This is a genomic window from Pseudomonas sp. GZJR-8 (assembly GCF_002916705.1).
Lineage (GTDB): Bacteria > Pseudomonadota > Gammaproteobacteria > Pseudomonadales > Pseudomonadaceae > Aquipseudomonas > Aquipseudomonas synxantha_A.
The window spans coordinates 213767-227063 of record NZ_JXSI01000004.1 but is presented as its reverse complement, the minus strand read 5'-3'; the positions used below and the strand labels follow the sequence as shown (position 1 = coordinate 227063).

Annotated in this window: 13 protein-coding genes; 5 read left to right on the top strand and 8 right to left on the bottom strand. The window is 60.4% G+C overall.

The features are described 5' to 3' along the window. The first annotated feature begins 37 nt into the window (after positions 1-37). Both TK42_RS10105 and ubiA read left to right on the top strand, forming a co-directional pair. On the top strand, positions 38-601 hold the full coding sequence (locus TK42_RS10105; protein WP_103734136.1) for a chorismate lyase: 564 nt from the start codon (positions 38-40) through the stop codon (positions 599-601). Further along, positions 601-1491, top strand: a complete 891-nt coding sequence (ubiA, locus tag TK42_RS10100) for a 4-hydroxybenzoate octaprenyltransferase (protein ID WP_103734135.1) — start codon at positions 601-603, stop codon at positions 1489-1491. The genes TK42_RS10105 and ubiA overlap by 1 nt, the downstream gene beginning before the upstream one ends. A 108-nt stretch (positions 1492-1599) precedes the next feature. Here ubiA and TK42_RS10095 read toward each other — a convergent pair whose 3' ends face one another. Continuing rightward, positions 1600-1983, bottom strand: a complete 384-nt coding sequence (locus tag TK42_RS10095) for a hypothetical protein (protein ID WP_103734134.1) — start codon at positions 1981-1983, stop codon at positions 1600-1602. Between the two features lie 154 nt (positions 1984-2137). Here TK42_RS10095 and phoB point away from each other — a divergent pair, with 154 nt between their 5' ends. The 3 genes from phoB to TK42_RS10080 all read left to right on the top strand — a co-directional run bounded on the left by phoB (position 2138) and on the right by TK42_RS10080 (position 5744). Then, on the top strand, positions 2138-2827 hold the full coding sequence (gene phoB, locus TK42_RS10090) for a phosphate regulon transcriptional regulator PhoB (protein WP_005792526.1): 690 nt from the start codon (positions 2138-2140) through the stop codon (positions 2825-2827). A gap of 81 nt (positions 2828-2908) precedes the next feature. Beyond that, entirely contained in the window at positions 2909-4195 is a 1287-nt protein-coding gene (phoR, locus tag TK42_RS10085; RefSeq protein WP_236648093.1) for a phosphate regulon sensor histidine kinase PhoR, read from the top strand. Between the two features lie 208 nt (positions 4196-4403). Further along, the gene (locus TK42_RS10080; protein ID WP_005792528.1) at positions 4404-5744 is read left to right on the top strand and encodes a hemolysin family protein; all 1341 of its coding nucleotides are present in this window, start codon (positions 4404-4406) and stop codon (positions 5742-5744) included. Positions 5745-5806: 62 nt separating this feature from the next. Here the strand turns inward: TK42_RS10080 and TK42_RS10075 are convergent, their stop codons facing one another. The 7 genes from TK42_RS10075 to TK42_RS10045 form a co-directional block, all read right to left on the bottom strand. After that, entirely contained in the window at positions 5807-6106 is a 300-nt protein-coding gene (locus TK42_RS10075) for a helix-turn-helix domain-containing protein (protein ID WP_005792529.1), read from the bottom strand. Positions 6107-6110: 4 nt separating this feature from the next. Further along, positions 6111-6434 carry a type II toxin-antitoxin system RelE/ParE family toxin gene (locus TK42_RS10070; protein WP_005792530.1) on the bottom strand — a complete coding sequence of 108 codons (324 nt, stop codon included), beginning with the start codon at positions 6432-6434 and terminating at the stop codon, positions 6111-6113. A gap of 186 nt (positions 6435-6620) precedes the next feature. Then, positions 6621-7520, bottom strand: a complete 900-nt coding sequence (locus tag TK42_RS10065; RefSeq protein WP_032878681.1) for a response regulator — start codon at positions 7518-7520, stop codon at positions 6621-6623. A gap of 167 nt (positions 7521-7687) precedes the next feature. Continuing rightward, a complete protein-coding gene (gene phoU, locus TK42_RS10060) occupies positions 7688-8449 on the bottom strand; it encodes a phosphate signaling complex protein PhoU (protein WP_032878680.1) in 762 nt (253 codons plus the stop codon). 70 nt (positions 8450-8519) lie between these two features. Further along, positions 8520-9353, bottom strand: coding sequence for a phosphate ABC transporter ATP-binding protein PstB (gene pstB / locus TK42_RS10055; RefSeq protein ID WP_005792533.1), 834 nt, complete (start codon positions 9351-9353; stop codon positions 8520-8522). An 80-nt stretch (positions 9354-9433) separates the two neighbouring features. Next, the gene (gene pstA, locus TK42_RS10050) at positions 9434-11104 is read right to left on the bottom strand and encodes a phosphate ABC transporter permease PstA (RefSeq protein ID WP_032878679.1); all 1671 of its coding nucleotides are present in this window, start codon (positions 11102-11104) and stop codon (positions 9434-9436) included. Positions 11105-11119: 15 nt separating this feature from the next. Continuing rightward, positions 11120-13153: an ABC transporter permease subunit gene (locus TK42_RS10045; RefSeq protein ID WP_177464454.1), complete on the bottom strand. Its 2034-nt coding sequence runs from the start codon at positions 13151-13153 to the stop codon at positions 11120-11122. Between the last annotated feature and the right edge of the window lie 144 nt (positions 13154-13297).

The following is a 13297-nucleotide window of genomic DNA, read 5'->3' as shown; positions in this document are numbered from 1 at the left end:
AGCTCGCCGCCTCTTTTGCTGCCAATACTGACTCACCGTGCCGCACTCAATCGCCCCTTCCGATGCTTGCCAATGGCTGACCCAGAGCCTTCTGAGTCCCTTGCCCACGCCCTTGACCCTCAACTGGCTGTTTGACGAAGGCTCGCTGACGCGACGGCTGACAGGGCTGTCCAACGACGGTTTCAGCGTGACGCCGCTGTTCGAAGGCTGGCAGCCATTGCGCGACGATGAATGTGCCGCCCTGGGCCTGGCCCCGGCCAGCATCGGCTGGGTGCGCGAGGTGTACCTGCGTGGGCATGACCAGCCGTGGGTGTTTGCCCGCAGCGTGGCGGCGCGCAGTGCCTTGCAGGGCGACGGGCTGCACATGGACGAGCTGGGCAGTCGCTCGCTGGGGGAGCTGTTGTTCTGCGACCGCGCCTTTACCCGCCAGGCCATCGAAGTGTGCCATTACCCTCGCCCATGCCTGCCGGCAGCGGACCAGACCGACGGTTTGTGGGCGCGCCGCTCTCGCTTCGATCGCGGCGCGCTGAGCGTGCTGGTGGCAGAAGTCTTCCTGCCGAGTTTCTGGCACGCGCTGCATGACCATCCGGAGAACTGCTGATGTATCAACGTTTGCTCAAGTCCTTGAACCGCCTGAACCCCAGGGCCTGGGATTTCATTCAGTTGACGCGCATGGACAAGCCCATCGGCATCTACCTGTTGCTGTGGCCGACATTGTGGGCACTGTGGATCGCCGGCAAGGGTTCGCCGTCGCTGCTTAATATCGTGATTTTCGTGTTGGGCGTGGTGCTGACCCGCGCCGGTGGCTGCGTGATCAATGATTGGGCTGACCGCAAGGTCGATGGCCATGTGAAGCGCACCGAGCAACGCCCACTGGTGAGCGGCAAGATCAGCTCGAAAGAGGCATTGGTGTTTTTTGCCGTGCTGATGGGTATCAGCTTCCTGCTGGTGCTGCTGACTAACGCCAGCACTATCCTGCTATCCCTGGGCGGCCTGGCGCTGGCAGCCAGCTACCCGTTCATGAAGCGCTACACCTATTACCCGCAGGTAGTGCTGGGCGCGGCGTTTTCCTGGGGCATGCCGATGGCGTTTACCGCCGAGACCGGCCATCTGCCCGCTACCGCGTGGTTGCTGTATATCGCCAACCTGTTGTGGACCGTGGGCTACGACACCTATTACGCCATGACCGACCGTGATGACGACTTGAAGATCGGGGTGAAATCCACCGCCATTCTGTTTGGTGATGCTGATCGCGTGATCATCCTGACCCTGCAAGGGCTGTCGCTGGTGTGCCTGTTGCTGGCCGGCACGCGGTTTGAACTGGGGGGTTGGTTCCAACTGGGGTTGCTGGCGGCGGCGGGCTGTTTTGCCTGGGAGTTCTGGTACACCCGGGGCAGGGACCGTATGAAGTGCTTCAGGGCGTTCTTGCATAACCATTGGGCGGGGTTGGCGATTTTTGTCGGGATTGTGGTGGATTACGCGGTTCGGTAGTGCAGGACTGACGCCATCGGGGGCAAGCCCCCTCCCACATTTTGATGTGTGAATACATTCAAGTGTGGGAGGGGGCTTGCCCCCGATGGATTCAGCAGCGCCGCAGACTTAAGGCTTGATGATGTGCCAGGCGCCACCCTTGCCATCCCCGGTCTTGTCACCGGCTTTCTTGTCGTCCTTGTAGGTGTAGACCGGCTTGCCTTTGTAGGCCCACTGGCTGGTCTGGTCGTCGCGGGTGATCACCGTCCACTCACCGTCACCGGTCGTGGTGTCGGTGGACTCGGCCTTCAACGGCGGCCAGTTGGTCGCGCACTGGTCCTTGCACACTGACTTGCCATCGGCGTCCTTGTCGAAGGTGTAGAGCGTCATGCCCTTGTGATCCACCCACATCCCGTCTTTAGTCATCGCAGGCTCTGCCGCAAACGCCAGGCCTGGCAGCGCCAAGGCTGCGGATAGCAGCAGGGCTTTCCAGGAAATCGTGCTGTAAGTCATCGGAACCTTCCTTTTGTGGTTGTCAGGATTCGGACCCAAAGGGTAGTCCAGAGTGCCCTGAATTGCCCAAGCGACTAAATTACTGTCACACGACTGCAATAATTCCGTTATCTAATGCGGCGCAAGACAGTTAAATGACAAGAGGATTTTGAGCATGGTTGGCAGGAGCATTCTGATTGTTGACGACGAAGCGCCCATTCGCGAGATGATCGCCGTTGCGTTGGAAATGGCCGGCTATGACTGCCTGGAGGCGGAAAACTCCCAGCAGGCCCACGCCATTATCGTCGACCGCAAGCCGGACCTGATCCTGCTCGACTGGATGCTGCCCGGCACGTCCGGCATCGAGTTGGCCCGGCGCCTCAAGCGTGACGAACTGACCGGGGATATCCCAATCATCATGCTCACCGCCAAGGGTGAAGAGGACAACAAGATCCAGGGCCTGGAAGTGGGCGCCGATGACTACATCACCAAACCTTTTTCCCCTCGGGAGCTGGTGGCGCGCCTCAAAGCCGTATTGCGCCGTGCCGGCCCGACCGATGGCGAAGCGCCGATCGAAGTCGACGGCCTGATTCTGGACCCGATCAGCCACCGCGTGACCATCGACGGCAAGCCCGCCGAGATGGGCCCGACCGAATACCGATTGCTGCAATTCTTCATGACCCACCAGGAGCGCGCCTACACCCGCGGCCAATTGCTGGACCAGGTGTGGGGCGGCAATGTGTATGTGGAGGAGCGCACCGTGGACGTGCATATCCGCCGCTTGCGCAAAGCCTTGGGCGACGCGTACGAGAATCTGGTACAAACCGTGCGCGGCACCGGCTATCGGTTTTCCACCAAAAGCTGAGCCAGCCCCTTCCTCCCTTAACAGCTGACAAGGACGCATGTTTAAGTGAACCAGAACTGGCATGGCACCCTGATCCGCCACATGCTTCTGTTGATCACTGCTTGCCTGCTGGTCGGGCTGATCAGTGGCTATTACGGCTGGAGCCTGGCCGCCGGCATCGCGTTGTACCTGGGCTGGACCCTCAAACAATTGCTGCGCCTGCATGAATGGCTGCGCCAGCACAAACCCGACGAGGCGCCGCCCGATGGCTATGGCCTGTGGGGCGAGGTGTTCGACAGCATCTACCACCTGCAACGCCGCGACCAACGGGTACGCGGGCGCCTGCAAGCGGTGATCGACCGGGTGCAGGAATCCACCGCGGCGCTCAAGGACGCCGTGATCATGCTCGACAGCGACGGCAACCTGGAATGGTGGAACCGCGCCGCCGAAACCCTGCTGGGTCTCAAGACGCCACAGGACAGCGGCCAGCCGGTGACCAACCTGGTGCGCCACCCGCGCTTCAAGGAATACTTCGAGCAGGACAACTACGAAGAAGCCCTGGAAATCCCGTCGCCCACCAACGACCGCGTACGCATCCAGCTGTACCTGACGCGCTATGGCAACAATGAGCACTTGATGCTGGTGCGTGATGTGACCCGCATCCATCAGCTTGAACAGATGCGCAAGGACTTCGTCGCCAACGTCTCCCACGAGCTTCGCACACCGCTGACGGTGATCTGCGGCTACTTGGAGACGCTGCTGGACAACGTCGACGAGATCAACCCGCGCTGGAGCCGCGCCCTGCAGCAGATGCAGCAGCAAGGCTCGCGGATGCAGACCCTGCTCAACGACTTGCTGCTTTTGGCCAAGCTTGAAGCCACCGATTACCCTTCGGATAACCACCCGGTGGCAGTGCAAAGCCTGCTGCACACCATCAAGAATGACGCCCAGGCGCTCTCCGGCGAACGCGGCCAGCAGATCACCCTGGAAGCCGACCCGACGGTGCTGCTCAAGGGCAGTGAGGGCGAGTTACGCAGCGCGTTCTCCAATTTGGTGTTCAACGCGGTGAAGTACACCCAGGACAAGGGCAATATCCGTATTCGCTGGTGGGCCGACGAACAGGGCGCGCACCTGAGCGTGCAGGACTCGGGTATCGGCATCGACGCCAAGCATCTGCCGCGCCTCACCGAACGTTTCTACCGCGTTGACTCCAGCCGCAACTCCAACACCGGCGGCACGGGGCTCGGCCTGGCGATCGTCAAGCATGTGTTGTTGCGCCATCGGGCGCGCCTGGAAATCAGCAGCGTGCTGGGGCATGGCAGTACGTTTACCTGCCATTTTCCGACAACGCAGGTAACGCGTTCGCCAGTGATCGACAATGATGAATAACTCAAATACAGCACAAATCTAAATGTGGGAGGGGGCAAGCCCCCTCCCACATTGGATTTGTATGCTTTTGGAGAACAGGTTCCTTGCCCCGCCCGGCAGCGGGCACTAGGCAAGCGCCCCGTCAGCCGCTACATTGGCCGACTTGCGCCTGCCTTTCAGGCTCACCTGTCATCCCTTATTGAACACACGGAACCTGCAAAACCCCATCATGGACCCTTCCCCTGGCATTACCCTCGCTACACTCTTCGCCGATTTCGGCATGATTCTTTTTGCACTGATCCTGGTACTGCTCAACGGTTTCTTCGTTGCGGCGGAATTTGCCATGGTCAAACTGCGCGCCACGCGGGTCGAGGCCATCGCCCACAAGAACGGTTGGCGCGGGCAGATCCTGCGCACCGTACACAGCCAGCTCGACGCCTACCTGTCGGCCTGTCAGCTGGGTATCACCCTGGCGTCCCTGGGCCTGGGCTGGGTCGGTGAACCGGCCTTTGCGCACATCCTCGAGCCAATGCTGGGCGCAATCGGCGTGCAGTCGCCGGAAGTGATCAAGGGCGTGTCGTTCTTTGCCGCCTTCTTCGTGATTTCCTACCTGCACATCGTGGTCGGTGAGCTGGCGCCCAAGTCCTGGGCGATTCGCAAGCCCGAGCTGCTGTCGCTATGGACGGCAGTGCCGCTGTACCTGTTCTACTGGGCGATGTACCCGGCCATCTACCTGCTCAACGCCAGCGCCAACGCCATCCTGCGCATCGCCGGCCAAGGCGAGCCTGGCCCCCACCATGAGCACCATTACAGCCGCGAAGAGCTCAAACTGATCCTGCACTCCAGCCGTGGCCAGGACCCGAGCGACCAAGGTATGCGCGTACTGGCCTCTGCGGTGGAAATGGGCGAACTGGAAGTGGTGGACTGGGCCAACTCCCGGGAAGACCTGGTGACCCTGGACTTCAACGCCCCGCTCAAAGAGATTCTTGCGCTGTTCCGTCGCCACAAATTCAGCCGGTACCCGGTGTATGACGCGGTGCGCAATGAGTTCGTGGGCCTGTTGCACATCAAGGATCTGCTGCTGGAATTGGCCGCCCTGGACCATATTCCCGAATCCTTCAACCTGGCCGAACTGACCCGCCCGCTGGAACGCGTCTCGCGGCACATGCCGTTATCGCAACTGCTGGAGCAGTTCCGCAAAGGCGGCGCGCACTTCGCCCTGGTGGAGGAAGCCGATGGCAAGATCATCGGCTACCTGACCATGGAAGACGTGCTGGAAGTACTGGTGGGCGATATCCAGGATGAACACCGCAAGGCCGAACGCGGCATCCTCGCCTACCAGCCCGGCAAACTGCTGGTACGTGGCGACACGCCGCTGTTCAAAGTCGAACGCCTGCTGGGCGTCGACCTGGACCACATCGAAGCCGAAACCCTGGCCGGCCTGATCTACGACACCCTCAAGCGCGTGCCGGAAGAAGAGGAAGTGCTGGAAGTGGAAGGCTTGCGGATCATCATCAAGAAGATGAAAGGGCCCAAGATAGTACTGGCCAAGGTCTTGCTGCTGGACTGACCTTCGATTGCCCAATGCAAAATTGGGCAATATCCCAAGCGTCGTGACGACCTAAACGATCGTCACGCAGGCAGCGCGTTGAAACAGATATCCACATTCATCTGCGCCGCGGCCGACAGATTGACTAACGCATCAAGAGAACACTTGTCGATCTTGCCGTTGAGTACGTCGTTCAGGCGAGGCTGGCTGATACCCAGCCTTAGCGCCGCATCCTTCTGGGACAGCTCCCAGCTACGAATGGTGTTGCACAACTCCAACAGCAGCTTTGAGCGTAGGCGCATATTGGCGGCTTGCGCTGGCGTGTCCTCCAGAGCATCCCACACAGAGTTGAAACGTTCGGTATGTAACTTTTGATTTGTCATGGGCTTAACCTAATTCCTGCAATCTGGCACGCGCCAATTCGATATCCCGCCCTTCGGTTTTCCGTGTGGTCTTGCGCAACGCGTGCAGCACATAGACAGCTTCAGGCCGATTGACCACGTAGAACACTCGAAACGCTCCCGACTCTTCAGTGATCCGAATCTCATTGACGCCCCTTCCGATCGTTTTCATCGGCTTGCAATCGAAGGGCTGCTCACCCTGTTGCAACAGATCCAACTGAAAACCGGCTGCCCTTCGGGCGTCGAGAGGAAAATCCTTGAGATCCTTGAGCGAGCTTCCTAGAAACACCACATCCTTGTGCCTTGGCATTGACTTCTCCTTTCCTGGAAAGAAAAAGCGTAATCGACGACTCAACCAAAGGCGTGGCAGCTTTGTTTCAAGGCATAGCAAAGGCTCGACAACACTGAAGCGTTATCGAGAGCCTATATCGGTACAGATATAAATCAAGCCATCTAGCAGGAATCAGACAACCGGTCGATTGCTTGATTCAGGCCATCAGGCACCCGGCACAAAATGCTTCTGCGCCGTACCGCGCGCAATCAGGCGCGAGATGTAGTCCAGCTTCTGCGCATCCTGGTCGATAAAGCGAAAGGTCAGTTGCAACCAGTCGCTGTCGGGCTTGGGCTCGTAGGCGACGATGGCATGCAGGTAGCCGTTGAGGCGTGCGACTTCGGCGTTGTCGCCCTGCTCAAGGTCGAGCACGGCGCTTTCCAGTACCTGAGGCAGGACGTCGCCGCGCTTTACCACCAGCAACGCTTCCTTGATGCTCAGGGCCTTGATCACGCATTGCTGAGTGCCGCTTGCGAGGCGCAACTGGCCCTGACCGCGACTGCCAGCCGGCGCCGCTGCTGCTGGGGCCTTCACGGGTGGGGTGTTGAGCAGACCTTTACTGGGTGCCGCCACCGGAGCCGGCTTGACCGCTTCGGGTCTGCCGCCGGTCAGGGCGCTCAGGGAGTCGTTGCCGAAGGCCGAGTTCATCTTGGTCGGCGCACTGGCGATCAGTGCGTCGAGGCGGCCGATCTTGTGCAGGGCCTGCTTGACCTTGTTGAGCAGTTGCTCGTTGGTGAACGGTTTGCTGACATAGCCGGAAACACCGGCCTGGATCGCCTGAACCACGTTTTCCTTATCGCCACGGCTGGTCACCATCACGAACGGCATGGCCTTCAGATGCGCTTGCTCGCGGCACCAGGTCAAGAGCTCAAGACCGGACATCTCAGGCATTTCCCAGTCACACAGCACCAGGTCGAAGGTTTCGCGCATCAGGATGGATTGCGCCTTTTTGCCGTTCACCGCATCTTCGATCTTGATTCCGGGGAAGTAATTGCGCAGGCACTTCTTCACCAGATCGCGAATAAACGAGGCGTCATCCACCACCAATACACTGACTTTGCTCATCGACCCTTCATCCTATAAAAACCTCGGCTGGCAGTACGCCTGACTGATGGCATTTTGCCAAAACCTTGCAGTCACGTTCGGACTTTATTCGCCGCCCGCGCAAAAAATTCAGCTGCCACAAACGAAAACGCCCGGCCAATGGCCGGGCGTTAATTTCACGGGCAACCTTACTTATCGTCAGGTTCGCCTGGAACATTAGGCGTTTGATCGCCGGAGCCTTCAACTTCGGCCTTCATGCGCTTGAGGCCCATGTGCCGAACGTCGGTACCGCGCACCAGGTAGATCACCAGTTCCGAGATATTACGCGCGTGATCGCCGATCCGCTCCAGCGAGCGCAGCACCCAGATAATGCTCAAGACCCGCGAGATAGAACGTGGATCTTCCATCATGTAGGTGGCCAGTTCACGCAAGGCGGTCTTGTACTCGCGGTCGATGACCTTGTCGTACTGAGCCACCGACAACGCCAGGTCTGCATCGAAACGCGCAAACGCGTCGAGGGCATCGCGCACCATGTTGCGCACCTGGTCGCCGATATGGCGCACTTCCACATAACCGCGTGGCGCTTCACCTTCTTCGCACAGTTGGATGGCACGCCGGGCGATCTTGGTGGCTTCGTCGCCAATGCGCTCCAGGTCAATCACCGACTTGGAGATGCTGATGATCAAACGCAGGTCCGAGGCCGCCGGCTGGCGACGGGCAAGAATGCGCAGGCACTCTTCATCGATATTGCGTTCCATCTGGTTGATCTGGTCATCGATCTCGCGCACCTGCTGGGCCAGGCCCGAGTCGGCCTCGATCAGCGCGGTGACAGCATCGTTGACTTGCTTCTCCACCAGCCCGCCCATCGCCAGGAGGTGGCTGCGCACTTCCTCAAGCTCGGCGTTGAACTGCGCGGAGATGTGATGGGTAAGGCCTTCTTTGCTAATCATGTTGGCGTCCTTGGAGCGTCCGGTAAGGTGCGGAGAACCGCAGCGTCAGTGCAATCAGAACCACAGCTTCCTAGCCGTAGCGACCGGTGATGTAGTCTTCGGTCTGCTTCTTCGCCGGATTGGTGAACAGGGTATCGGTATCGCCGAACTCCACCAGCTTGCCCATGTACATGAACGCGGTGTAGTCCGAAACCCGCGCCGCCTGTTGCATGTTGTGGGTCACGATAACGATGGTGAACTTGGACTTGAGCTCGTAGATCAGCTCTTCGACTTTCAAGGTCGAGATCGGGTCGAGCGCCGAGCACGGTTCGTCGAGCAGCAGCACTTCCGGCTCTACGGCGATGGTACGGGCGATCACCAGACGCTGCTGCTGGCCGCCGGACAAGCCAAGTGCCGACTCGTGCAGACGGTCCTTGACCTCGTCCCACAACGCGGCGCCCTTGAGAGCCCATTCAACCGCTTCGTCGAGGACGCGCTTCTTGTTGATGCCCTGGATGCGCAGGCCATAGACCACGTTTTCATAAATGGTCTTGGGGAACGGGTTGGGCTTCTGGAACACCATCCCCACCCGGCGTCGCAACTCGGCCACGTCTTCACCCTTGCGGTAAATATTGGTGCCGTAGAGATTGATCGCACCTTCCACACGGCAACCGTCCACCAGGTCATTCATACGGTTGAACGTGCGCAGTAATGTCGACTTGCCGCAGCCGGACGGGCCGATAAAGGCGGTCACGCGCTGCTTGGGGATGTTCATGCTGACGTCGAACAGCGCTTGTTTTTCGCCGTAGTACAGGCTCAGGCCCGGGACTTCGATGGCCACGGTTTCCTGGGCCAGGCTCAGGCTCTGTTTGTCGCGACCCAGGGCAGACATGTTGATGCCGTGAGGTTGGTTTTCGTGTTGCATGGGATGCTCCCTGTGCTACCAATTCGTTTCGTTGAACCGCCGGGGCGGCTTACTCAAATTCTGTGTCTGTGGGAGCCGTGTTAGCTGTCCAGCGCCTTGTATTTTTCGCGCAGGTGGTTACGGATCCACACCGCCGACAGGTTGAGCGTGGCGATCACCAGCACCAGCAGCAACGCGGTGGCGTACACCAGCGGCCGTGCGGCTTCGACGTTAGGGCTCTGGAAGCCGACGTCATAGATATGGAAGCCCAGGTGCATGATTTTCTGGTCCAGGTGCAGGTACGGATAGTTGCCGTCCAGCGGCAGCGACGGAGCCAGCTTCACTACGCCCACCAGCATCAGCGGCGCCACTTCGCCGGCGGCGCGGGCCACGGCGAGGATCATGCCGGTCATCATGGCCGGGCTGGCCATCGGCAGCACGATCTTCCACAGCGTTTCCGCCTTGGTCGCGCCCAGTGCCAGGGAGCCTTCACGCACCGTGCGAGGAATGCGCGCCAGGCCTTCTTCGGTGGCCACGATCACCACCGGCACCGCCAATAGCGCCAGGGTCAGCGAGGCCCAGAGCAGGCCCGGAGTACCGAAGGTCGGCGCCGGCAGGGCTTCGGCGAAGAACAGGCGGTCAACCGAACCACCCAGTACATAGACGAAGAAGCCCAGGCCGAATACGCCGTAGACAATGGCCGGTACGCCCGCCAGGTTGTTCACGGCGATACGGATGATCCGCGTCAGAGTGTTCTGCTTGGCGTACTCACGCAGGTACACGGCCGCCAGCACGCCAAACGGGGTCACGATCATCGCCATGATCAGGGTCATCATCACGGTGCCGAAGATGGCCGGGAAAATCCCGCCTTCGGTGTTGGCTTCCCGTGGGTCATCACTGAGGAATTCCCAGACCTTGCTGAAGTAGAAGCCGATCTTGGTCAGGGTGCCCATGGCGTTAGGCTGGTAGGCGTGCACCACCTTGCCGATGCCGATCTCCACTTCCTTGCCGTTGCCGTCGCGGGCAGTCAGGGCGTCGCGGTTGAACTGAGCGTGCAGGTCAGCCAGGCGCGCCTCGATGTCCTGGTAGCGGGCATTCAGTTCGGCGCGGTCGGCATCCATATCGGCCTGGGCGGCGGCGTCGAGCTTGCCTTCCAGTTCCAGTTTGCGACCGTGCAGGCGGATGCGTTCCAGGCCGGCGTTGATCGCACCGATATCGGTTTTTTCCAGGGTCTTGAGCTGGGCGGCGAGCTTGTTGACACGGTCCACGCGAGCTTGCAGCTCTGGCCATGCGGCCTCGCCTTCAGCGATGACCTTGCCGTCCTGCTTGACGTTGACCAGGGTGCCGTAAAAGTTGCCCCACTCACGACGCTCAATGGCCATCAGGTTGGCCGGCTTGGTCTGGTCCTTCAACCATTCGCCGACGATCCAGGTGAAGTCGTTGCCGTTCAAGTCGCGGTTGCCGACCTTGATCAGCTCGCGGGTCATGAATTCCGGCCCCTGGTCCGGCACCGGCAGGCCGGCGCTCTTGAGGCGCTCACGCGGCACTTCTTCTTTCTGTACCACTTCGCCGATGACGATATGGTTGGCCTGGCCCGGCACGTTGTAGTTGGCCTGGATCAGGTCGGCCGGCCAGAAGTGGCCCAGGCCACGCACGGCAATCACAGCCAGCAAACCAATGGTCATGATGACCGCGATGGACACCGCGCCACCGCTGATCCAGACGCCTGGGGCGCCGCTCTTGAACCATCCATTCAGGGAGTTCTGTTTCACAGACTTCTACCTTTCTTAAAGCGACGAGTATTTCTTGCGCAGACGCTGACGAATCAGCTCGGCGAGGGTGTTCATGATGAACGTGAACAGCAGCAGTACCAGTGCCGAGAGGAACAGCACGCGGTAGTGACTGCCACCGACTTCCGACTCGGGCATTTCCACCGCGACGTTGGCCGCCAGCGTGCGCAAGCCCTCGAACAGGTTCATCTCCATGACCGGGGTGTTACCGGTGGCCATCAGCACGATCATGGTTTCACCCACTGCACGGCCCATGCCGATCATCAGTGCAGAGAAGATGCCCGGGCTGGCTGTCAGGATCACCACGCGGGTCATGGTCTGCCACGGCGTGGCGCCCAGGGCCAGGGAGCCCAGGGTCAGGCCGCGGGGTACGCTGAACACGGCGTCTTCGGCGATCGAGTAGATGTTCGGGATCACCGCAAAACCCATGGCCAGGCCGACCACCAGGGCGTTGCGCTGGTCGTAGGTGATCCCCAGGTCATGGGAGATCCACATGCGCATGTCGCCGCCAAAGAACCAGGTTTCCAGGTATGGACTCATGTACAGCGAGAGCCAGCCCACCAGCAGGATTACCGGGATCAGGATCGCGCTTTCCCAGCCGTCCGGCACCCGCAGGCGAATCGACTCGGGCAAGCGACTGAAGACAAAACCGGCGACCAGGATGCCGATAGGCAATAGCATCAGCAGGCTGAAAATGCCCGGCAAGTGCCCTTCCACGTACGGCGCCAGGAACAGGCCGGCGAAGAAGCCAAGGATCACGGTCGGCATGGCTTCCATCAGTTCGATCACCGGTTTGACCTTGCGGCGCAGGCTCGGGGCCATGAAGTACGCGGTGTAGATCGCGGCGGCAACCGCCAGTGGCGCGGCCAGCAGCATGGCGTAGAACGCAGCCTTCAACGTGCCGAAGGTCAGCGGGGCCAGGCTCATCTTGGGTTCGAAGTCGGTGTTGGCGGCGGTGGACTGCCAGACGTATTTAGGCTCGTCGTAGTTCTCGTACCAGACCTTGCTCCACAACGCGCTCCACGAGACTTCCGGGTGCGGGTTGTCGAGCAACAGCGGTTGCAGCTTGCCGCCGGCCTCGACGATCACGCGGTTGGCCCGTGGCGACATACCGAACAGGCCCTGGCCGTCGACCACCGGGTCGACCAGCAGGGTGCGGTGAGCGGTGCTGTGGAAAACGCCGAACTGGCCGGAGGCATCGAGCGCGGTGAAGCCTTTGCGGCGTTCTTCAGCACTGATTTCGACAATGGGCGCAGTGCCCATCTGGAAGGTGCGGATCTGTTTCAGGCGTTGCTCGCCATCCGGGTCGCGGGCCATGAACCACTGGGCCAGGCCGCCCTTGGAGTTGCCGACGATCAGCGAGATACCGCCCACCAGCTGAGTGCTGGCGGTGACTTCGGCTGCGCCGTCTTCCAGGAGTTTGTAGCGACCGTTGAGGCTGTTGTCGCGCAGGCTGAACACATCGGCCAGGGCGCGACCGTTGATCACGTAAAGCCATTGCTGGCGTGGGTCGACAAAGATGGCTTTCACCGGTTCGGTCATCTGCGGCAGCTCGATGCGCTTCTGCTCGCTGGTGACTTCACCGGTCATCATGTTTTCTTCGCGGCTCAACGACAGCACGTTCAGGTACGAACCCGCCGAACCGGCCACCACCAAGGTGGAGTCAGTGGCGTTGAGGGCGACATGCTCCAGTGGGCGACCGGCCTCATCCAACACGATCGGCGTTTCGCCGTAAGGGTATTCAATCGCTGGGGTGATGGTCTTCTTGCCGTCCGGGTACGACACTTTATAGGTGTGGCGGAACACCAGGGACTGGCCATTGGACAAACCAAGGATAACCAGCGGGCTGCCCGGCTGGTCTTCACCAATAGAAGCAACGCTGGCACCGGCCGGAAGCGGCAGGTCGACACGCTTGAGCTCTGCACCGCTATCCACTGCAAAGAACAGCGCCTGGCCCTTGTCGGAAACCCGCATGGCAACTTGGTTCTGTTCTTCAAGGGAGATCATCAACGGCTTGCCGGCGTCCTGCATCCAGGCGGGAGTCAGCGCGTCTTCCTTGGTCAACGAGGCGCCCTGGAACAGAGGTGCAACGACGTAGGCGAGGAAGAAGAAGATCAAGGTGATGGCGCCAAGGACGGCGAGGCCACCTACCAGCACATACCAGCGGGTCAGGCG

Excerpts from the sequence above, each read along its gene's own strand:
- ubiA (WP_103734135.1), top strand. The coding sequence starts at position 601 with ATGTATCAACGTTTGCTCAAGTCCTTGAACCGCCTGAACCCCAGGGCC.
- TK42_RS10095 (WP_103734134.1), bottom strand. The coding sequence starts at position 1,983 with ATGACTTACAGCACGATTTCCTGGAAAGCCCTGCTGCTATCCGCAGCC.
- phoB (WP_005792526.1), top strand. The coding sequence starts at position 2,138 with ATGGTTGGCAGGAGCATTCTGATTGTTGACGACGAAGCGCCCATTCGC.
- phoR (WP_236648093.1), top strand. The coding sequence starts at position 2,909 with ATGCTTCTGTTGATCACTGCTTGCCTGCTGGTCGGGCTGATCAGTGGC.
- TK42_RS10080 (WP_005792528.1), top strand. The coding sequence starts at position 4,404 with ATGGACCCTTCCCCTGGCATTACCCTCGCTACACTCTTCGCCGATTTC.
- TK42_RS10075 (WP_005792529.1), bottom strand. The coding sequence starts at position 6,106 with ATGACAAATCAAAAGTTACATACCGAACGTTTCAACTCTGTGTGGGAT.
- TK42_RS10070 (WP_005792530.1), bottom strand. The coding sequence starts at position 6,434 with ATGCCAAGGCACAAGGATGTGGTGTTTCTAGGAAGCTCGCTCAAGGAT.
- TK42_RS10065 (WP_032878681.1), bottom strand. The coding sequence starts at position 7,520 with ATGAGCAAAGTCAGTGTATTGGTGGTGGATGACGCCTCGTTTATTCGC.
- phoU (WP_032878680.1), bottom strand. The coding sequence starts at position 8,449 with ATGATTAGCAAAGAAGGCCTTACCCATCACATCTCCGCGCAGTTCAAC.
- pstB (WP_005792533.1), bottom strand. The coding sequence starts at position 9,353 with ATGCAACACGAAAACCAACCTCACGGCATCAACATGTCTGCCCTGGGT.
- TK42_RS10045 (WP_177464454.1), bottom strand. The coding sequence starts at position 13,153 with ATGCAGGACGCCGGCAAGCCGTTGATGATCTCCCTTGAAGAACAGAAC.